This is a genomic window from Actinotignum schaalii, from assembly GCF_028864145.1.
GTDB classification, from domain to species: Bacteria; Actinomycetota; Actinomycetes; order Actinomycetales; family Actinomycetaceae; genus Actinotignum; species Actinotignum schaalii_B.
In genome coordinates, this window is sequence record NZ_JARBHJ010000013.1 from 20,490 (window position 1) to 41,149 (window position 20,660).

17 protein-coding genes and 1 tRNA gene are annotated in these 20,660 nt (G+C 59.9%); 13 read left to right on the plus strand and 5 right to left on the minus strand.

What is annotated here, in order from left to right; translation table 11 throughout:
• Nucleotides 1–133 precede the first annotated feature (133 nt).
• The gene (locus PWJ82_RS04110; protein WP_274734075.1) at nucleotides 134–1,747 is read left to right on the plus strand and encodes an ABC-F family ATP-binding cassette domain-containing protein; all 1,614 of its coding nucleotides are present in this window, start codon (nucleotides 134–136) and stop codon (nucleotides 1,745–1,747) included.
• Between the two features lie 142 nt (nucleotides 1,748–1,889).
• On the opposite strand, the gene glgC is transcribed toward PWJ82_RS04110, so the two are convergent.
• Nucleotides 1,890–3,140, minus strand: a complete 1,251-nt coding sequence (glgC, locus tag PWJ82_RS04115; protein WP_274734073.1) for a glucose-1-phosphate adenylyltransferase — start codon at nucleotides 3,138–3,140, stop codon at nucleotides 1,890–1,892.
• Nucleotides 3,141–3,339: 199 nt separating this feature from the next.
• On the opposite strand from glgC, the gene glgA reads away from it, so the two are divergent.
• The 6 genes from glgA (at nucleotide 3,340) to PWJ82_RS04145 (ending at nucleotide 8,562) form a co-directional block, all read left to right on the plus strand.
• Nucleotides 3,340–4,587 carry a glycogen synthase gene (glgA, locus tag PWJ82_RS04120; protein WP_274734104.1) on the plus strand — a complete coding sequence of 416 codons (1,248 nt, stop codon included), beginning with the start codon at nucleotides 3,340–3,342 and terminating at the stop codon, nucleotides 4,585–4,587.
• A 35-nt stretch (nucleotides 4,588–4,622) separates the two neighbouring features.
• Entirely contained in the window at nucleotides 4,623–5,408 is a 786-nt protein-coding gene (locus PWJ82_RS04125) for an ABC transporter ATP-binding protein (RefSeq protein ID WP_274735470.1), read from the plus strand.
• 116 nt (nucleotides 5,409–5,524) lie between these two features.
• Nucleotides 5,525–5,947, plus strand: a complete 423-nt coding sequence (locus tag PWJ82_RS04130) for an NfeD family protein (RefSeq protein WP_016442717.1) — start codon at nucleotides 5,525–5,527, stop codon at nucleotides 5,945–5,947.
• 64 nt (nucleotides 5,948–6,011) lie between these two features.
• Nucleotides 6,012–7,103, plus strand: a complete 1,092-nt coding sequence (locus tag PWJ82_RS04135; protein ID WP_274735472.1) for an SPFH domain-containing protein — start codon at nucleotides 6,012–6,014, stop codon at nucleotides 7,101–7,103.
• Between the two features lie 137 nt (nucleotides 7,104–7,240).
• Nucleotides 7,241–8,098, plus strand: coding sequence for a TrmH family RNA methyltransferase (locus PWJ82_RS04140; RefSeq protein ID WP_274735473.1), 858 nt, complete (start codon nucleotides 7,241–7,243; stop codon nucleotides 8,096–8,098).
• 167 nt (nucleotides 8,099–8,265) lie between these two features.
• A complete protein-coding gene (locus PWJ82_RS04145; RefSeq protein ID WP_016442720.1) occupies nucleotides 8,266–8,562 on the plus strand; it encodes a helix-turn-helix transcriptional regulator in 297 nt (98 codons plus the stop codon).
• Nucleotides 8,563–8,652: 90 nt separating this feature from the next.
• On the opposite strand, the gene PWJ82_RS04150 is transcribed toward PWJ82_RS04145, so the two are convergent.
• Nucleotides 8,653–9,126: a tRNA (cytidine(34)-2'-O)-methyltransferase gene (locus PWJ82_RS04150; protein WP_016442721.1), complete on the minus strand. Its 474-nt coding sequence runs from the start codon at nucleotides 9,124–9,126 to the stop codon at nucleotides 8,653–8,655.
• 116 nt (nucleotides 9,127–9,242) lie between these two features.
• On the opposite strand from PWJ82_RS04150, the gene PWJ82_RS04155 reads away from it, so the two are divergent.
• The 4 genes from PWJ82_RS04155 to PWJ82_RS04170 all read left to right on the plus strand — a co-directional run bounded on the left by PWJ82_RS04155 (nucleotide 9,243) and on the right by PWJ82_RS04170 (nucleotide 15,642).
• Nucleotides 9,243–10,004, plus strand: coding sequence for a hypothetical protein (locus PWJ82_RS04155; RefSeq protein ID WP_016442722.1), 762 nt, complete (start codon nucleotides 9,243–9,245; stop codon nucleotides 10,002–10,004).
• Nucleotides 10,004–11,698 carry a Y-family DNA polymerase gene (locus PWJ82_RS04160; RefSeq protein WP_274735478.1) on the plus strand — a complete coding sequence of 565 codons (1,695 nt, stop codon included), beginning with the start codon at nucleotides 10,004–10,006 and terminating at the stop codon, nucleotides 11,696–11,698. Before PWJ82_RS04155 ends, PWJ82_RS04160 begins: the two co-directional genes overlap by 1 nt.
• Before the next feature lie 2 nt (nucleotides 11,699–11,700).
• Complete coding sequence (locus tag PWJ82_RS04165) at nucleotides 11,701–14,952, plus strand: error-prone DNA polymerase (RefSeq protein ID WP_274735480.1); 3,252 nt, start codon at nucleotides 11,701–11,703, stop codon at nucleotides 14,950–14,952.
• Nucleotides 14,953–15,105: 153 nt separating this feature from the next.
• The gene (locus tag PWJ82_RS04170; RefSeq protein ID WP_274735481.1) at nucleotides 15,106–15,642 is read left to right on the plus strand and encodes a hypothetical protein; all 537 of its coding nucleotides are present in this window, start codon (nucleotides 15,106–15,108) and stop codon (nucleotides 15,640–15,642) included.
• On the opposite strand, the gene PWJ82_RS04175 is transcribed toward PWJ82_RS04170, so the two are convergent.
• Nucleotides 15,639–16,709: a GNAT family N-acetyltransferase gene (locus PWJ82_RS04175; RefSeq protein ID WP_274735482.1), complete on the minus strand. Its 1,071-nt coding sequence runs from the start codon at nucleotides 16,707–16,709 to the stop codon at nucleotides 15,639–15,641. The genes PWJ82_RS04170 and PWJ82_RS04175 overlap by 4 nt on opposite strands.
• Nucleotides 16,710–16,843: 134 nt before the next feature.
• Nucleotides 16,844–18,868 (minus strand): M3 family metallopeptidase, encoded by a 2,025-nt coding sequence (locus tag PWJ82_RS04180; RefSeq protein ID WP_274735484.1) that lies wholly within the window; start codon nucleotides 18,866–18,868, stop codon nucleotides 16,844–16,846.
• A 189-nt stretch (nucleotides 18,869–19,057) separates the two neighbouring features.
• On the opposite strand from PWJ82_RS04180, the gene PWJ82_RS04185 reads away from it, so the two are divergent.
• Both PWJ82_RS04185 and PWJ82_RS04190 read left to right on the plus strand, forming a co-directional pair.
• Nucleotides 19,058–19,142, plus strand: a tRNA-Leu gene (locus PWJ82_RS04185).
• Nucleotides 19,143–19,273: 131 nt separating this feature from the next.
• Nucleotides 19,274–19,651, plus strand: a complete 378-nt coding sequence (locus tag PWJ82_RS04190) for a hypothetical protein (RefSeq protein ID WP_126134958.1) — start codon at nucleotides 19,274–19,276, stop codon at nucleotides 19,649–19,651.
• On the opposite strand, the gene PWJ82_RS04195 is transcribed toward PWJ82_RS04190, so the two are convergent.
• The gene (locus PWJ82_RS04195; protein ID WP_274735486.1) at nucleotides 19,648–20,604 is read right to left on the minus strand and encodes an aldo/keto reductase; all 957 of its coding nucleotides are present in this window, start codon (nucleotides 20,602–20,604) and stop codon (nucleotides 19,648–19,650) included. The two genes, PWJ82_RS04190 and PWJ82_RS04195, sit on opposite strands and share 4 nt — an antisense overlap.
• Between the last annotated feature and the right edge of the window lie 56 nt (nucleotides 20,605–20,660).

Sequence of the window (20,660 nt, forward strand, 5' to 3'; positions counted from 1 at the left end):
TTGTCCCGCGTGCGAGCTACGTGCACCAGTGGTGCGTTGCCGTGACAGCATATGCAGGCCGGGGTCACCGGTGGCGCGCTGACGTGATGAGCAATGCGGCTCGGAGATGGTTTTCTCGGTAAAGTAGGCCCTTGTGATTACGGCTTCTGATCTCACGATCCGCATCGGCACGCGTGAACTTGTCCAGCACGCCAGTTTTCAGGTCCACAAGGGTATGCGCGTGGGCCTCGTGGGGCGCAATGGCGCCGGCAAAACCACGATGACTCGCCTGCTGGCGGGTGAGGGCACCACGTCGGATGCCGTTGACTACGAAGGAACCCTGCACCGCAGCGGTACCATCGCCTACCTCCCGCAAGATACCCATGATGGGGACCCGAACCAGATAGCTCGGGATCGTATCCTGGAAGCCCGCGGAATTGACGCCACGATTCGCCGGATTCGCAAAGCGGAAAAGGATATGGCGGAATGTACCGGAACGCGCCAGCAAAAAGCTATGGAACGCTACGTGCGCCTGGATCAGGAGTTCACCGCGGCTGGGGGCTGGGCTGCGAATGCGCAGGCCTCTCAGATGGCTGCCGCGCTGGGCTTGGATGAGCGGATTCTCAACCAACCGCTGGGGACACTTTCAGGTGGGCAGCGCCGGCGCGTTGATTTGGCACGGGTGCTCTTTTCCCAGGCAGATACGCTGCTTTTAGATGAACCGACCAATCACCTCGACCATGATTCTCTGCTGTGGCTGCGCGATTACCTCTCCACATATTCGGGTGGCTTTGTGGTGATTTCCCACTCGGTGGATTTGCTAGAAGAAACGGTGACGGCGGTGTGGCATTTGGATGCCAACCGTGCGGCTCTTGACCAGTACGCGATGGGTTGGTCGGCCTATCTCAAACAGCGCGAAACCGATGAACGCCGACGCCGGCAGATGCGTGCCAATGCCGAAAAGAAAGCGGATCAGCTACTGGCGCAGGCTAATAAGATGCGCGCGAAGGCCACGAAGGCGGTGGCCGCCCAAAATATGGCGAAACGCGCGGAGAAGCTGCTTGAGGGGCTGGAAGAAGAACGCTCGGATGATAAGGTCGCAGCGCTGCGTTTCCCGGAGCCGGCCCCCTGCGGAAAAACACCGTTGCGGGCCCGCGGCCTGTCGAAATCCTACGGTTCGCTGGAGGTTTTCACCGGTGTTGATCTGGCAATTGATCGCGGTTCGCGCGTCGTCGTTCTGGGCCTCAACGGCGCGGGTAAAACTACACTTTTGCGTTTACTGTACGGAACGGAAACTCCGGATACCGGCGAAATAATCCCGGGGCACGGTCTCAAGCTGGGCTATTACGCACAGGAACACGATTTTATCGATACCGATAAAACTGTGGTGGATAATTTGCGCTATGTCGCCCCCGAGTTCGATGAAACAGGCTTACGTACCGTTCTCGGTTCGTTTTTGTTTTCGGGCGACGACGCCGATAAGCCCGCACGTGTCCTTTCGGGCGGTGAAAAGACCCGTTTAGCGCTGGCCATGCTGGTCGTCTCGCGCGCCAACGTGCTGTTGCTGGACGAACCGACGAATAATCTTGACCCGGCATCTCGAGAGAAAATCCTGGGTGCCCTGGGTAAATATGAGGGAGCCGTCGTGCTGGTCACGCACGACGAAGGTGCCGTGACCGCACTTGATCCCGAGCGGGTGCTTCTCCTCCCAGACGGGGATGAAGACTTGTGGAGCGACGACTATCTGGAGTTGGTCTCCCTCGCCTAGGTGCCGGTGAGCATTCGCGGAGCTGTCACGCGGGAAAAATCTGGCTGCGGGTACGCCTGTGCCCGGTACCGGAAACCGATACCGGGCACAGATACTGGTTTGCGGCTAGCCGCCCAGGGTGCGTGCCGAGCAATTCACGTGCTTAGCGGCGCACCACCGCATTCTTGGGAACCACAACCACGCCGCCTTCGGAAACATAGAAACCGCGTTCGCGATCATAATCGTGATTGACACCCAGCTGCGCGCCTTCTTCGATCTGGACGTTCTTATCCACGATGGCGCGGATAACGGTGGCATTGCGGCCAACGTTCACCCCGTCCAGCAGCACCGATTCGCGCACCGAGGACCAGGAATTCACCCGCACCCCGGGGGAGAGTACCGATCCGATCACTTCGCCACCGGAGACGATCACCCCGGGGGAAACGATGGAATCCAGGGCGTGTCCGAGACGTTCGTGATGCCCGTACACGAATTTTGCGGGCGGTAACCCGGTGTAGCCGGTCAGGATGGGCCAGCGCTCGTTGTACAGGTTGAAATCCGGGGTAACTGAAATAAGATCCATATTTGCCGCGTAGTAGGCATCAATGGTACCCACATCACGCCAGTAGTCCTTATCGCGTTCACCCTCACCGGGGATGCGGTTGTAGGTGAAATCGTAGACACCGCAATTACCGGCTTCCACGAACCTCGGAACAATGCTTCCGCCCATATCATGGGCGGAACTGGGATCCGCGGCGTCATTCTGGAGAGCCTCAACCAGCGCGTCAGTATTGAAAATGTAGTTCCCCATGGACGCCAGGAACTGGTCCGGAGCTTCTTCCAGACCTAGACCGGTAGTATCCTGCGGTTTTTCTAGGAACCGGGAAACCTTTTGGTGGTTTTTCTCATCCACATCGATAACACCGAAGGAGGGTGCCAGTTCCAGCGGCTGGCGGATACCGGCGATGGTTAGGTCAAAACCGGATTCCACGTGCTGGTCCATCATCTGGGAAAAGTCCATGCGGTAGATATTGTCGGCACCGGTCACGAGCACAACATCGGGCCGTTCATCATCGATGACGTTCATGGACTGATAGATGGCATCCGCACTTCCGGAGAACCAGCCCTTGCCGCGCCGCTGCTGGGCGGGAACCGGGGCCACATAATTGCCCAAGAGGTTGGACATACGCCAGGTTCTTGTAATGTGGCGGTCCAGCGAATGTGACTTGTACTGGGTAAGCACGATGATCTGGAGGTATCCAGAATTCACGATGTTACTCAACGCAAAGTCGATCAACCGGTAAATGCCCCCGAAAGGAACCGCGGGTTTCGCTCGATCTTCAGTGAGCGGCATTAGACGCTTGCCTTCGCCTCCCGCAAGGACGATGGCCAGAACGCGTAAATCTCTCCTCATGCCTACAGCGTACCGTAAAACGTGAAGTTGAACACCCACCTCTCGAGGTGAGTGTGGACAAGGTGAGCGTCGGTCCACGCTGTGGATAGATGAGCGCCACGGCTGTGTTTCCCCGTGCGGTGGGATACCCTTGAGGTAGTACGCACGCATGATTCGCTTCGTGGGGAAGCGGACGGCGGCGAAGAAGCCGGAGGCAGCCATGCGCATTGATTTACTGACTCGCGAATACCCCCCGCATGTGTACGGAGGCGCGGGAGTTCACGTTACGGAGCTTTCTCGTGTTCTCGCCCAGCACGCTGATATTCACGTGCGTGCTTTTGATGGTCCGCGTGCCCCCGCGGAGAACAACGATGTTCCCGCGGGTGTGGCGCTGCAAGGCTATGACTACCTCACGGAACTCGAGGGGGCTAATGCGGCTGTGCGCACCATGGGCGTTGATCTCGCGATGGTCACGGATGTTGAGGGAGCGGATCTGGTGCACTCCCATACCTGGTACGCGAATTTCGCCGGGCATATCGCCTCGATTCTTTACGGAATTCCGCACGTGATTTCGGCTCACTCGCTCGAACCGCTGCGCCCGTGGAAGCGCGAACAGCTCGGGGGCGGCTATCACTTGAGCTCCTGGGTGGAAAAGACCGCGTATGAATCCGCGGCCGGAATCGTGGCGGTATCTCACGCGATGCGTTCCGATATTTTGCGCTGCTACCCGAATATTGCCCCCGAACGGGTGCGGGTGATCCACAACGGTATTGATTTGAACGCGTGGAAAGCTCCGGAAACCACCGCAGAGAAGGAAGATGCCCGCCGGTATTTCGCCAGCTACGGTCTGGATCCGGACCAGCCTACCATTATGTTCGTCGGGCGTATCACTCGTCAGAAGGGGGTGCCGGGCCTGCTGCGTGCCCTCCGCCAGGTAGATAAGGGGATCCAGGTGGTACTGTGTGCCGGGGCTCCCGATACTCCTGAAATTCTGGAGGAAACAAAGGAACTCGTGGCCGAGCTGCAGGCCGAACGCGAAGGCGTGGTGTGGATTGACGATATGCTCAGTCAGGATCGTATTGTTGCCCTGGAATCATGCTGCACCACTTTCGTTACCCCCTCCATTTATGAGCCCCTCGGCATTGTCAATCTCGAGGCTATGGCGGTGGGGTTACCGGTGGTTGGCACCGAAACCGGGGGGATTCCCGATTGCATTGTCCACGGAGCCACCGGGCTCCTCGTTCCCATCGAACAAGCCCAGGACGGTACGGGTACTCCGCTCAACCCCGAGCAATTCGAGGCAGATCTGGCTGAGGCTCTCAACGAGGTGTGCTCCGATCCGGAACGGGCCGCGCAGATGGGAGCTGCGGGCAGGCGCCGGGTGGAAGATCATTTCTCCTGGGAAGCTATTGGCGAAAAAACTATGGAGTTCTACCGTGAACTCGTGGATAACTATCCGCGGCGCTAACTCGACCTGTCGCAGCAGCACGCTATTCTAGAACCATGGGTGACGTGCTGTCGTTGAAAGATGTAACGCTACGCCGCGGGGCCACGGAAATTCTCCGCTCGGTATCCTGGGATGTTAATTCCGGGGAACGCTGGGTGATTTTCGGGCCGAATGGTGCCGGGAAAACCACGCTTATACAGGTGGCTGCCGCGCGACTCTTCCCCAGTTCGGGAAGCGTAGAGCTCATGGGCGAACGCCTCGGCACGGTGGACGTGCGGGAGCTGCGCAGCGCCGTGGGCGTAACCTCGGCCGGGATTGATGATCGTATTCCCGGTGGGGAAACGGTTTTCCAGGCGGTGCGCAGCGCTGCGTATGGGCACCTAGCCGCGTGGAATGAAGAGTACGACGCCGCAGATGACTCCCGCGCCCGTGCCATGTTGCGCCGGCTCGGTTTGCGTGACCTTGAGGAACGCAAGGTCACGCACCTATCCTCCGGGGAACGTAAGCGCTTAGGGATTGCGCGGGCCCTCATGCCCAATCCGGAAGTCCTCATTTTGGATGAACCAACCTCGGGCCTGGATCTGGGCGGGCGCGAACGCCTGCTGGCTACCCTGTCGCGGCTGGCCGGGGAAGTATACGCCCCGGCCATGCTTCTGGTCACCCACCACGTGGAGGAAATCCCGGTCGGATTTACCCATATGCTGCTTCTTAAAGCGGGCAATGTTGTGGCGGCCGGGCCGCTAGCGGAGGTTTTAACCTCCGCGCGCCTCTCGGATACTTTTGATTACCCGCTGCAGGTGGAGGAAAACGCGGGTCGGTATACCGCGCGCGCTGCCCGCTAAGGGATCGGGCGCTCGGTATATCCGAGGCACAGTGCGTCCGGTAGCATGGCACCAGAGGACGAAGAGGCCCGGAGTCGGAGAACCGGCGGTACGGAACTCTCAGGAAAGGGAGAACAATGACGTGGCAAATTTGGGTCATAGCCGGGTTGGCACTCGCAATTGTTGAGATGTTTACCCTCGATTTCACTTTCCTTATGCTGGGACTATCTGCCCTGGCTACCGCGGGTGTGGCCCTGGGAACAGAGATTCTGTGGATTCAGATTGTGGCCTACGGGGTTTTCGCTCTTATTCTCTTGCTTTTCGCGCGCCCCTGGGCGCGCCGTCACGTCAATCCGCGCGGAGCTGCCGTCGGCAATGTGGAAGCGCAGGTGGGTCGGCGGGCATACGCGCTCACGGAAATTAACGAGCGCAGCGGGCGCGTGAAAATTGGCGGAGATGAATGGAGTGCGCGGACCGCTGCGGGGCGCATCCCGGAGGGCGGCGTCGTACTTGTACAAGCAATTGACGGTGCTACCGCAATCGTGACACCAGAATCGTAAATTGTATCTACTCACGTATCACCGAAAAGTCACCGAGGCCGCCTAGCGGCACAAAGGAACAATCATGGATGTTGATCTCAACGCGAGCACGATTATTGGCGTGCTCCTGCTCTTACTCCTTCTCCTTGTGGTGGTGGCGGTGTTCCGTTCCGTCATCAAGGTGCAGCAAGGCTACCAGGTAGTGGTGGAACGCCTGGGGCGCTACCACTCCGTGCTGCAACCGGGGCTGCACTTCTTGGTGCCGTTCTTCGACGCGGTACGCCAACGCATCGATATGCGTGAGCAAGTGGTGCCTTTCCCGCCCCAGCCGGTTATTACCTCCGATAACATCAACGTCTCCATTGACACGGTTATCTACTACCAGGTGACGAACGCTTATTCCGCAACCTACGAAATTGCCGACCCGATGACGGGTATTGAGCAGCTGGCCGTCACCACCTTGCGTAATATCATCGGCACGATGGATATGGAACAGGCCCTCACCGGTCGTGACCGTATTAATGATCAGCTCCGCAGCGTACTTGATGATGCGACCGGGCGTTGGGGCATTCGTGTCTCGCGCGTGGAATTGAAGGCGATTGATCCGCCGGCCACGGTCCAGGGTGCGATGGAGCAGCAGATGAAGGCGGAACGTGACCGCCGCGCCGCAATCCTCACCGCGGAAGGCATTAAGCAATCTCAGATTTTGACCGCTGAGGGTGAGAAGCAATCGGCTATTCTCAAGGCTGAAGGTCAAGCTCAGGCCACTGTTCTCAAGGCTCAGGGTGAGTCCCGCGCTATCCTCCAAGTCTTCGACGCTATCCACAAGGGCAATGCTGATCCGAAGCTGCTCTCCTACGAATACATCAAGACGCTGCCGCAGATCGCTAATTCGCAGTCTTCGAAGCTGTGGATTGTTCCTACCGAGCTCACCGCCGCGCTCGATGCGGTGCAGAAGGGTTTCGGCGGCGGCCGTAGCAGCGGGGGAGACGAACCCAGCCCGACAGGGCCCACCGGGGTCGATTTTGAGAACGCGGCCGATGTAGCGGATGTTCTCAAGGAAACAACCCTCCCCGATATTGATTCGGCGCTGGCAGATGCGCGCGGAGAAGCTAATCGCGCTGTTGACGATGCGCGCGGTTCCGTTTCCGATCCCACCCAGATCCCGAAGAACTAAGCGAAAAAGAAGGCTCACCGGCGTGTGGAGTCGCGGAGCTTGAATAACGATAAATGACCGGGGCTGACCCTGTGCACAACGCGCGGTGCGGCCCCGGTGATTTGTATCCGGTACCGACGCGGTGGCACGCTTGCTATGTGTTGATTTACCTCGATAACGTTGCCGCTCCCGAACTCGATGATTATTTCCGGCTCACCGATGTGCACCTGCGCCGCTTACTCGAGCCTGAGCGTGGGGTGTATATGGCCGAATCGACGAAAGTTATTGAGCGTGCGTTGCAGGCCGGCCATCAGCCGCGCTCTTTTCTCACCTCCCCCCGCTGGCTCCCGGATTTGCAATCCTGCTTGGAACGCTGCGGTTGGGAGGCAGACGGAGCGGCGGCGCCCATCTACGTGGGTACCGATGAGATGCTCCAGGCAGTAACCGGCTTCAAAGTTCATCGGGGTGCCCTGGCCGCGATGCACCGCCCGGAATTGGCCGATGTGGCAACCCTGCTATCGCAGGCACGCGAGGGGCGCGGGGCACGGCGCGTCGTCGTTCTAGAAGGCCTGGTGGACCACACAAATGTGGGCGCTATTTTTCGTTCCTGCGCCGGACTCGGGGTCGATGCGGTGCTGGTGACCGATACCTGTGCCGATCCGCTGTATCGCCGCTCGGTCCGAGTATCCATGGGGACCGTGTTCCAGGTGCCGTGGACGCGAATCCACGAATGGCCGCGCAGTATCGAAAAATTGCACGGTCTCGGTTTCCTCACGGCCGCACTAGCTTTGGAGGACGACGCCGAAACTCTGGACGATTTTGCGAACCGAGCTGATGTGTTGGCCCCGGATTCGCGGGTCGCGCTTATTCTCGGAACGGAAGGGGACGGCCTGAGCTCACGCACTGTCGCGAGCGCGGATACCCGGGTCATTATTCCCATGGCCGGGCACGTGGACTCCCTCAATGTGGCTGCCGCGAGCGCGGTGGCCTGCTGGGCGCTGCGCCCCCGCAACTGAGGCAGAAGCAGCGGGCGCGTGCTGATACTGCCCCGGGGTGGAAGCGTCACTGAGAGAAGCGGAGCGTAACGAAGCGGCATGTAGAGCGGCTAATTGAGAAAATAATTACTGTTAATGCCGGGTATACCCGGTGGAAAGAAGGTGCTACGCACGACGAAAGTGGAAGGGTGCAGGACAGTTCCCGAATTGATTCGCTCGTCGCGTGGCGCTTGGCGAAAACAGTACGTGACCGGCGTGAAAGCCTGGGAATGTCGCAAGAAGATCTCGCTTTGCGCGCCAATCTCAACCGCACCACGTTGCAATCGCTAGAAAGTGGGCGCTCCGATCATAAAACCGGAAAGCCATCTAATCCGCAGCTGCGCACACTGCTCCAATTGGCCCGAGCGCTCGAAATGTCCGCCGGGGAACTCCTCGGTGAAGCCGAGCGCCTCTACGATCAGGCGCTTCGTGAGGAGGGCTTGTAGCCTGAGCCCTGGCCAGCGTTGGTGTGAGGTAGTTTGATACACCGGACATAAGGCGCGGGCCATCGCACTGAGATGGGCCAGTGAAATACCTTAGGAAAATTGGGCGGCGCCGGGGTATCCGAGCTGACGCCAGGCTTCGTAAACGGCGATGGATGCCGCATTAGCAAGATTAAGAGATCGTAGGTGGGGGAGCATTGGTATGCGCACCGCCGCGGTGATACGTTCGTGGGCGACGACGCGCGCGGGCAAGCCGGTTGGTTCCGGCCCGAAAAGGAGATAGTCGTTGGGCTGGTAGGAGACTTCGGCGAAGTTGTTTTGGGTGTGTCCGGTAAAAGCAAAGATGCGAGCATCGGGTGCGCTGGTGAGAAACTCCTCAAAATTCGGGTGAATAACGAGGCTGGCGAGGTCGTGGTAGTCCAAGCCGGCGCGTTTGAGATGCGCGTCAGAGAAATCGAAACCGAGGGGCTCAATCAGGTGCAAGGTGGCGCCGGTGCACGCCGCTAGGCGAATGGCCGCGCCGGTATTACCAGGAATGCGCGGCTCGAAGAAAACAATATGAAGCACCCATCTAGGGTACTAGCCTGAGAATTTCGCGCGCGATTTTTGTGTCGTATCCCTTCGGTAGAGTAAAGCCGTACCGTAAAATCGAACATGCGTTCTAATGTGTTGTGGGGGGTGCTATGGGTGCGCAGAAATTAGCGGCCGCGCGGGCCGCACTTGCCCGGGCGGAATCCGCGGTGGGATTAGCCGGCTCGCAACCGCAAGTACAACCGCAGTCGGGCGGGAAAGGCTGGGATCTTCCCCCGGAACTTTCTCCGCTTTTTCCGCGGGGCCTCGCCCCGGGAATGACGCTCGGAGTCAGCGGTTCGCGTATTGCACTGGCCTTGGTGGCCTCCCTGGTGAGCGCACAAGGCGCGTGGTGCATCTACTTGGGTATGCCTGATATGGGCTGGGAGGCCTGCGTCGGGTTAGGCAGTGATCTCAATCGGATTGTTACTATTCCCTACCTCCCGCCGGCGCGGAGCGGGGCAGCCCTTTCAGCCGCTATTGATCTTTTTGACGTGGTGATTGTGGGGAGTGCGCTGCGCCTAGATACGCGGGAGCAGCGCCGGCTTGCACAGCGGGCACGTAACCGGGAAACGCTTCTTATTGCGGAAAATTGGCAGGTTCGGGATCGGGTGAATGCGCGCTATGAATCGGTGAGGGGCCCGGCTAACGGAAGCGGGCATATAGCGTATATCACTGTGGAGCTTCGCTCCGGGCACGGTGCGCGCCTGCGTATTGAATGGGATGCTACTGGCTGGCATCCAGCCGCGGGCCTGCGTGCGGTGCCATCTGTACGCGAAGCTACTCCGGCACACCGGGTTCCGCGCGGGCAGGTTACCGGGGGCGGGCTCCGTTTGGTACCCGTCAACGGTACGCGGGGGAGGGGTGAAAAATAATGCGCCAGGCAACGGTATGGGTTCCTAACTGGCCCATTATCGCGGCGGAAATGGCAGGGATCGTTAGTAGAGAAATTCCCGTAGCTGTTGTGGAACATCATCGGGTGGCCAGTCTCAATATCTGGGCCTGGCAGCAAGGCGCCCGGGTGGATATGTCTACCCGGCAGCTGCAATCTCTCGTACCTCAATGCCAGGTTATCCAACGTGATGGGGCGCGTGAACTGCGTTTCTTCGATCCGGTGCTGCGTGCTATCTCCACTAGAGTGGCGCGTTTTTCGCTGGTGGAACCGGGGGTGGTTATCTTTTCAGCGGCGGGGCCGGCGCGTACCGAAGGGGGAGAAGAACGCCTGTGTGAAAACCTCGTGGGAGATATTGTTGATGCCGCCGGGTGCGAAGTCCGGGTTGGAATCGCGGAAGGAACTCTTCCTAGCTTGTGGGCAGCTCGCACTTCGCGCATTATTGCTCCGGGTGCTTCGGAACAGGCGCTGGCCAGCCAACCGATCTCACTTTTTCTTCTTGCCGCGACACCAGCAACACGCCCCGCGCTTCGCGATTGTGTGGAGTTACTTCATGATCTGGGTATCACTACTATCGCTGATGCTATCGGGCTGGGGCAGCGTTCCCTTGTCACGCGTTTCGGCAATATGGGGCAATACCTGTGGGACCTGGCTACAGCGCGCACCCTGACAGCTCGTGAGGCGACTCCGGATACTCGTGATATATCCGTGGTTGCCACTTTTGATCCGCCTTTGAGTCACGCGGAACACGCGGCTTTTGCCGCGCGTAATCTCGCCGGGCAGCTCGAAACAAAAATGCGTGCCGGTGCGGCTGGCTCAGCTCGCTTGGATATTCGGGCGAGTGCCGCACACGGCGAAGTGATGACACGCAGCTGGCACCTCGAGCTCCTCACCCAAGAAGATGTGGTGGATCGGGTGCGGTGGCAAATATCCGCTTGGATAGCACGGCGGCATGATGCCAGCGAAGCTCCAGCGGAAACCCGCGGAGGTATTACTCAATTAGAGCTGATAGCTCGAGATATTACTCCCGCTGGCAACCATCCGGTGCCTCTCTGGGGTACGCGCATCGCCAGCGATGCGGCGGCAGCTCGTGGGGCTCACCGCCTCCAAAGTCTCCTCGGTGAAGAATACGTGCGGGTACCCCGCAGGGTGGGCGGGCGCCTCCCCGAAGAAGATATACAAGAAATTCCCTGGGGCCAGGCGGTAGATACCTCCCGGGCTCAGCTTCCCTGGCCGGGCCGGCTGCCCGAACCCGCTCCGGTACAACTCCTGCGCACACCCTATCCCGTGACTGTACTGTGTGCCTGCGGGCAACCACTTGCCATTACAGCAACCACCGCGCTGCAGTGCCCGGGGGAGTGCTGGCATCCCTTTCCCGTTACTGTCCGTGCGGCTTTACCCGCGGAACATGCCGCTCCAGGTGTCGGAAGTGTTGCTGTATTCGGCGGTGTCACCTCAGCTACGGGTAGAACCAGACCTCCCACCGCATCGCTCCACCCTCTTTTCGGTGCGGAAGGTTTCCTCAGGGTGCTCGACTACGCCGGTCCCTGGGTTAGCGAACAGCGCTGGTGGGCGCGCCCCACCCGGCGCGCCTATATTCAAGCAGTCACCACCACCGGGGCTGTACTTCTCTATAGAGAACAGGAGCGCTGGTACCTTGCTGCCAGCTATATCTAGTCATGACCACTCTTATCAGCAGCCCTCCCTATATTCCGTATGCGGAACTGCATACCCACTCGGCTTTCAGTTTTCTTGACGGAGCCAGCCTGCCCGAAGACCTCGTGCAAGGCTGCCTGGATCTGCGTATCGAAGCCCTCGCGCTCACCGACCACGATGGTTTTCCCGGCGTCATGCAGCTCGCGCAAGCCGGGCGAGAGACCGGCTTACCCACCATTACCGGCACCGAAATAACACTGGATAGCACCCAGCCACGCGAAGGCCCGGATCTGGAAGGTGACCATCTTGTTTTCCTTGCCCGCACCCCGGCCGGATATCAGCACCTCTCCCGCGCTATCGGAACAGCCATGCTCACCAGCGGTGCAAAAGGAATCGCACACCATACTCTGGCTCAGCTTGCACGCAATAATGGCGATATTCTCGTCCTCACCGGCGGCTGCCGTAAAAGCGCCCTCCGACGAATTCTTGATACCCAGCGCGGCAGTGGGGCCCGCCGCGCGGCCCGGCAAGAACTTGATCTTCTTATCGACACCTTCGGGAAAGATAACGTCGTCGTGGAACTCACCTCCCATGCCGGGCCTCTTGATGCGCAGCGATGTGACCTTCTCGAAGAACTAGCCCGGGAAGCTGGGGTTCGCGCGGCGGTCACCGGAAACATCCACTATGCGCGTCCCGCGGACCGTCCGATTGCCGATATATTCGCGGCCACCCGGGCCCGCCGCACTCTCGATGAGATAGATCCCTACCTGCCCGCCGCCGGAGCCTATCTGCGCTCCGGTCACGCCTTGCGTATTCTGCACCGCGGGCGTGAACGCTACCTGGAAGCCGCGGCTCGCATCGCAGCGGAATGTGCCTTTGACCTCTCCCTCGTCGCGCCGAATCTTCCACCTTTCCCAGTCCCGGAAGGATATACCGAAGCCACGTGGCTGAGGGAACTGGTGATGCGTAAAGCCCGCGAACGCTACGGAACACCCGCGCAATACCCGCGGGCTTGGGAAGTGATTGAGCACGAACTCGAGGTTATTACCAACCTGGGTTTCCCCGGATACTTCCTTATCGTGGAAGAAATAGTGTCCTTTTGCCACTCGCGTGACATTTGGTGCCAGGGGCGCGGCTCGGCCGCGAACTCTGCCGTCTGTTTCGCCCTGGGAATCACCGCGGTAGATGCCGTGAAACATGCCATGCTTTTTGAACGATTTTTATCCCCGGGGCGCTCGGGACCACCCGATATTGATATTGATATCGAATCCTCACGCCGCGAAGAAGTCATCCAGCATGTGTACGAACGGTACGGACGCTCCCGCGCTGCCCAGGTCGCCAATGTTATCTCCTATCGGCCCCGCTCTGCTCTCCGCGATGTGGCTCGGGCTTTCGGATATCCGGAGGGCCGTATCGACCAGTGGGCATCAGCATTCCACCATCGCAGTATCAGCTCGGGCAGTGGCGCACAGCTCCAGCCAGCCGGGATGCCCGAACGTGTTGCCACGTTGGCTAACCGGATACAGCGGCTCCCGCGGCATCTTAGTATTCATTCCTCCGGAATGGTGCTCTGTGACCGCCCGGTCATTGATGTTTGCCCGGTAGGTTGGGCCTCCAAACCGGGAAGAACAGTACTGCAATGGGATAAAGACGATTGCGCTACCGCAGGGCTCGTGAAATTCGATCTTCTCGGACTCGGAATGCTCACCGCCTTGCGTATCAGCTTCACCGAACTCGCGCACCGCGGAATTCTGGCTCCTAATGGCCACCCCCTCAGCTTGCACAATGTGCCGGCAGAAGATCCGGACGTTTATAAGCTCCTCCAAGCAGCCGATACCGTCGGAGTGTTCCAGGTGGAATCTCGCGCGCAAATCGCCACCCTGCCGCGCCTGAAACCCGAATGCTTCTATGATCTTGTTATCGAGGTGGCTCTCATCCGACCCGGACCTATTCAAGGTGGATCCGTCAACCCGTATATTCGGCGTAAACAAGGCAAAGAAAAAGTTACCTATCCCCATCCACTCCTGAAAAACGCGCTGGAAAAAACCCTGGGGGTGCCGCTTTTCCAAGAACAGCTCATGCATATTGCCATTGACGCCGCGGGCTTCACCCCCGCGCAGGCCGATCAACTCCGCAAAGCCATGGGCTCCAAACGCTCAGCTGCCCGCATGGAACGCCTGCGCGGCCAACTCATGGAAGGCATGGAAAAACAGGGGATAGCTGATCCGGTGGTGCGCGCAGAAATCTATGAGAAACTCGCCGCCTTCGCCGAATTCGGTTTCCCCGAATCACACGCCTTTTCCTTCGCCTACCTCGTTTATGCTTCCGCCTGGCTCAAAGTTCACCACCCGGAAGAGTTCTATATGGGTTTGCTGAATGCGCAACCGATGGGCTTTTACTCCCCGCAATCCCTCGTTGCCGATGCGCGGCGGCATCACCTCGTGGTGCGGCGGGCGGATGTCACGCGTTCGCAAGAACACGCAAGTGTGGAAAAACTGTGCGATACGGAGCTGCATCAGAAACGGGAACATCCGCGTGTCCACGTGGATAGCCAGCGCTACCTCCAGCTCGGGCTCACTAGCATCAAAGGCCTCGGGAACGCAGCAGTCCAGCGAATTCTCGCGGCACGCTCCCACGCGCCTTTCCGTGACCTCGCGGATCTGGCGCAGCGAGCCCGGCTAAAAACAGCGGATATTGAAATTCTCTCCCGCGCCGGAGCCACGGATAGTCTGGGGCTGAGCCGACGGGCAGGTGTCTGGATTGCCCAAGTCGTGAGCAATGCTGATATCGCACGGGGCACCACATATCAGCCCGCGATTCCCGGAACCGAACCTTTCGGAGCGGTACCGGAGTTCCCGGAACTCACCGCCGTGGAACAAGCTCATGCGGATCTGCGCGCCACCGGTATTTCTCCCGACTCCTACCCGACGGAATTTATTCGCCCAGCTCTTAGCGCGCGTGGAATTCTTACGGTTGCCGCAGCGTCCACGCATCCGGAAAAAAGCCGGTGCAAAGTGGCCGGGCTTGTTACTCACCGCCAGCGTCCCCATACCGCGAAAGGCATCACCTTCCTCAACCTCGAGGACGAAACCGGGATGCTCAACGTCCTCATCACTCCGCAGCTGTGGGAACGATACCGGGAGATTGCGCGCACCTCGAACACCCTGGTCATCCGCGGGATGATTGAACGCGATGGCGGAGCCGCTGTTTTCCACGCGGATGGAATCGAAGCTATCCCGCTCGGGATCAGCCTGCCTTCCCGGGATTTTCGCTAGCCGCGCGATAGGGCCGGTGGCGAAAGTGCGGCGTCGTCGTAGCTTAAAACCTCTTAGCGAAAAGAACGCAACCAGCCGTGAACAATCGATACGATAACTGAAGTTGCTCCCTACCCGGAGCATCACCCGCACAGAATCTGGAGGCACAAGGTAATGGGTAAATATCGGGCACTGTTGCGGCTTGCGCGTCGGATCGGCCCCGCCATCGTTTTCGTGATCACGCGCTACGGACCGCAACTACGCGCCCTCATCCGCGAGAATCCGCAAATTGTGTCCAAACTCCAGAATCGTATGCATCAGCTTGCCGGGAAAAACCCAAACGAGCGGGAATCGCACAGCCTGAGCGGCCGCATCGAGATCCTCAAAGAGCAGGTCACCTATCTCTACGCCTCGGCTAACACTCCGGAAATTGCCGAAAAAGCTGCGGCCTGGCGTGCGGAACTCGATTCTATTGACCGGGCGATCCCCGTCCTTGATGCGATGGCCCGCACCCAGCGGCTCAGCGAGCAGCGCAAGCTCTCCAAGCGGATCGACGCGCTATCCCAGAGCATTCTTTCCGCCAGCCTCAGCGATTACATTGAAGACGCCATTATTGACGACGACGCAGCTGCCCCCGGGAACGCGGCGCCGGGTGACGACGCTACTCCCGGCGCCCCCGAAACTGACAGCCCCGGAACGAATCGCCATTAGCGCGAGTGCTCCGCAGAATTGTGCGGGGCCAGTCCCAAAACACGCGGGATATCCGGGTTGAAGAAATGTGGGCCCTTGAGAACTTTGCCGTCCTCCCGATAGATCGGCCGCCCGTCCGCCCCAAGCTTCGATAGATTCGAAGCCTGTACCTCGGCAAGCACATCGGCCATCGGAATACCCAGCTCTAAAGCCATCCCGTAAATGACATACACCAAATCCGCGAGCGCATCCGAAATCTCAACGATATCGCGGCTCTCATCATCAAGATCAACAGCGCGCTCAAAAGCTGCGCTGATCTGCTCACCAGCCGCCTTACCGTAGGCAGCGGTCACCAATTCGGTGAATTCCTCAGCGATAAGGGACATACGCATCGGCAGGCGCGGCCGATGCGCATTCGGCCCGTCGGTGACGATGGGAAGGGCGTACGTTTCGTGGAATTGCCGTACCAGATCCTCCGGGCGGCGCGGATCGGAAAAAGCCGGATGCTTTTCACTGGGCCCAAACCAAGCGTGCGCGGGCTCCATGGCCTCCCCGCGCTGGAGAGTTGCTTGGAATAAACCGTAGACCTCGCCCTTATTTACCGTGACCGCCGGGCGAATACCAAGGAAGGAAAAGCCGAGCTTCCACGCGATCTTTGCCGAAGCCCAATTAATATCTGAACCTTGCACTTCACAATCCCAATGCATGGCGGCAAGATCGGTTTTATCAAAGAAATATTCCAGCGCTGCGCGAACGGCTTCCGTCACCATGCCGGTGTTACGGGCCTCTTTGGCGGCCCAAAAGCCGAGCCGGCCGATGCGTCCGTTTCCCGTTACATCTACCTGAACGCATCCCAGCGGCGCGGATTGAGAGGTGTGGCGGATCAACCACACCGGTGAACCTTCGGCCCATTTCCGCGGCGCGAACTCCGTGACGAAAGCTTCGGCATCAGAGCGCGAATACCCGGCCGGAATCGTGGTCCAGCGTTGAATATCCGGATCTGCGCATATCGTCGCTAGTGCGGGAACATCCGCGGGGCGCGGAGCGCTGAGAAAGTACGACGGCGTGGTTAGTGTGAACTCCTGCATGGCTTTAGTGTACGCAGGCCAGCAAGCCTACAAAAACGCGAGGCCCGAACCGCCACACAGTTCGGGCCTCGCGCCAACCCTCGCGCTCTTCGCGGAATCTCAGAAGAACCGCAAGAAGCAGCTAACCTCAGGGCTTAGGCTTCCACCAGGCCGTGCCGCTTGAGCAGCGCGGTGGCATCCACGTCCCGCCCCAGGAGCGCCGCGAAGGACTCCTTCGGATCACGTGAATTACCCCGCGAGAGGACCTCGCGGCGCAACTTCTCGCCAGCCTCGCGATTGAGGCCCAGATCGCCCTCCCGCGCGGCGTCGTTCTGGAACCACGCCACCGTATCCGCATCCAGGGCTTCACACCAGGTGTAAGAGTAGTATCCGGCAGAATATCCACCGGAGAAAACATGGTTGAAGTAGGCGCTGCGGTACCGGGGCGGCACCAGCTCATGCTGGACACCCGTGGCCCGCAAAGCCTTCTCCTCGAAAGCTTCGAAGTCGGCGGGGCTTGCCGGGACTTCGGCTTCGCTGAGCCGATGCCATGCCTGATCGAGAAGCACCGCCTGCTCGATTTCGCACATGCGGAAGCCAGCACCGTAGCCGCGCGAGGCAACGAGGGCCTCAGTTTGGGCGGCGGGAAGGACTTCCCCGGTCTGGTAGTGGCGAGCGTAGCGTGCGAGTACCTCCGGATGCCGGGCCCAAATCTCGTTGACCTGGGAGGGGTACTCCACAAAATCACGCGGAACATTCGTTCCGGCCACCGAGGGCCAGCGCACGTCGGAGAGGAAACCGTGCAAGGCGTGCCCGAATTCGTGGAAAGCAGTTTCCACTTCGTCCCAGCTCAGCAAGGTGGGCTCGCCGGGAGCCGGCTTGGTGATATTGAGGTTATTGCAGATAACCGAAGCGGGGGATCCCTCCGCGGATTTTTGCACGATGGCGTGCATCCACGCGCCCCCGCGCTTACCGGGCCGCGCATAGTAATCACCGAGGAAGTAGCCAAGGAAGGTGCCGTCTTCTTCAGCAACCTCCCACACGACCACGTCATCGGTGTACCCGTGCTCTTCGGTCCGGGTGAAGGTCAGCCCGTAGAGCTTATTCGCCGCGTAGAAAACACCCTTTTCCAGCACGTTATCGAGTTCGAGGTACGGGGTGAGGGCCTCGTCATCAATGCTGAACTTTTCGGCGCGCGCCTGATTCTGGGCCCGCACCCAATCGCTGGCGGTGAAGGTGTCCTTACCCCAGCGTTCCTTGACGAAAGCGGCCAGCTCCTCAGCTTCGGCAGCAACGTTGCGGGCGATGGGCGCCATCATGGGGGAGAGAAGCGCATCGATGTTCTCGAGCGTCCCGGCCGAAGAATTCGCGGCCACGTAGGCGGCGTGGTTCGGGTAGCCGAGCAGCTTGGCGGCCCGAGCCCGCAGCCGCACCAGTTCCAAAATGGATTCGCGGGTATCGGTTGCCGCGTCGTGGCCGTCGCAGCGCCGCAGGGATGCCTCCAGGAGGCGAGCGCGAGCCGCGGCGTCGTCCAAATTATCCAGCAGCGGCTGCTGCGTGGGAAGACGCAGCGTGGCGAGATAGGCGGCCGAGCTATCAGCCGCGGCGGCCTCCCCGGCCAGCCCCTCCCGCTGGGAAGCGGAAAGGCCGCTGAGCTCGGCTTCGGTGAATTCCACTGCGTCATCCAGACCGGCCTGTACGATACGCTGACCGATCTCGGTAGAGAGTTCGGCCATGCGGTTATTGATAGCCGCCAGTTCGCCCCGCGCTGCCTCAGCGAGCCCGGCACCGGACTGCTGGCAGCGCTTGAGGTGTTCGCGGGCGGTATAGGCGGTTTCGGGATCCAGGTCCGCCTCGCATAGCTGTTCAAAACGCCGGTACAACCGCGGATCCATATAGAGCGCGTCCTCGTGCGCGGTCATCTTCGGGCTGAGCTCGGCCTCCACGCGATCCCAATCAGCCCCGCCAATCGAGGAACAATAGGTGTAGAAAATCGAAGCTTCCACCTCGAGCTGCGCTCCGGAGAGCTCAAAGGGGCGCAGGAAATTATCAACGGTTGGCGCATCCGTCACCTCGAGAAGAGAGGCGACGACGCCGCGCTGGTGCTCCATCAAATCAAGGACCGTGGCAAGTTGGGATGCCGGGGTCACATGCGAAAAATCAGGTAAGAGAGTACTCATAGGCTTAACGGTAGCGGGCCGGGCCGAACAAGTACCAGCACGGCTCGCACGACAAGTACCGGCGTGGCCAGGCATAATCAGGCGTAAGTGGAATCACACCTCTGCGCGGGCCTGCGATTTGAAAAAGCAGGCGCGGGCCTGGTAGATTCTTCTCTGTTGCTCAGCACGGCGTGCTGAATGGCAATCACCGCGCGGGTGGCGGAATAGGCAGACGCGCTAGCTTGAGGTGCTAGTCCTCGTATAGAGGGTGGGGGTTCAAGTCCCCCTCCGCGCACGGTGAGAAAGCCCCGGAAAACACAAATTCCGGGGCTTTTCGCATGGCTGGGGTTCCCCGGCCCGGCCTGGGGAGAGGCTCGGCGCCGAAGAAGTTAGCGAATCGCGTGCCTTTCGGGGTATTCTAGGGCCATGGCTACGAATCCGCGCGCTGCGCTTGACCGTCTCATCGGTGCTTTCGAGGATTTCCACCAGGCGGCTACTACCGCTGATGACCCGGAAGCTCCGGCGGTGCTGGAAGCCGCCGATAAGCTGGCGGATGCTTACACCATTTACGATGACGTCATCTTCACGAATTTTGATGTCGAAACACCGCTGGATGTCTTCGATAGCGATAGCGAAGATTTTTACGAGGATGACGATTCAGAGGATTACCTCTACGACACCGATGATTACGACGATCTGGACGACGATGATGACGATTCAGACGATGATTACGATGACGATGATGAGGATTACCCCGGTCTCGATGACGAAGAAGACGACGACGCCCCCGCATCCCGTTCCTAAGAAATATCGTTGAGCGCCTCGATCACCAGATCGGGAAGTTCTTCACCACCCGCGAGGGTTCCTCCCAGCAGGCTTGTTAATTGACTGGCGGTACGTGCGCCCACCAGCGCCGCGCTTACGGGGGTGGATAGGAGCCAACCCAGCGCAACTTCTGCGGGATTCCAGTTCAAGCCGTCAGCGGCTTTCGCCACGGCCTCCACGATCCGGCGCGGTCCTTCGCTCAAATAGGGGGCCACAAAAGCAGCCAGGTGATCGGAGGCAGCCCGCGAGGTGGCGGGAATAGAATGCCGGTATTTCCCGGTGAGCACCCCGCGGCCGAGTGCTGAGGTGGCGAGCACCCCGATCCCCATAGCTTCACACATGGGAAGAGTGGATCTTTCTACACTGCGCTCCACCAGCGAGTATTCTTCTTCCACCACGGTCAGCGGAGGCAGATGGCGTTCCCGCAGCATAGTTTGCATAGCCGCCACCCGCCAGGGTTCATACCCCGATACTCCGATGTAGCGTGCTTTACCGCGGGTCACCAGCCCGGCCAGGGCTAGTGCGGTTTCCTCATCCGGGGTCACGCCATCGGGGCCACCGGCTACGGCGATATCTACGGTCTCGATAGCGAGCCGGGAGAGCGAGGCGGCGAGGGAACGTTCAATACCGGCCCGCGACACGCTATAGCTCGGACCGCTCGGATTATCGAGGAAACCTACGCGGGTGCAGATGGTGAGCTGGGAGCGAGCGGCGTCGTCGCCAAAAAAAGAGCCGAGCAAGGAGCCGAGCAGTGCTTCTGCCGCGCCATCACCGAAAGCCGGTGAGGTATCTACGAGGGTGCCGCCCGCGTCGAGGAAAGCGCGCAACTGCCCGCGGGCCTCCTCCTCATCGGTATCGCGACCCCACGTGAGCGTTCCCAAGCCGAGAGCGGATACAAGAAGCCCGCTGGCACCAACCGCACGATAATCCATAGCTCCACTCTAAACCACTGTGTCAGCCGGACACCTCACCGCGCGCGCACGCCCCG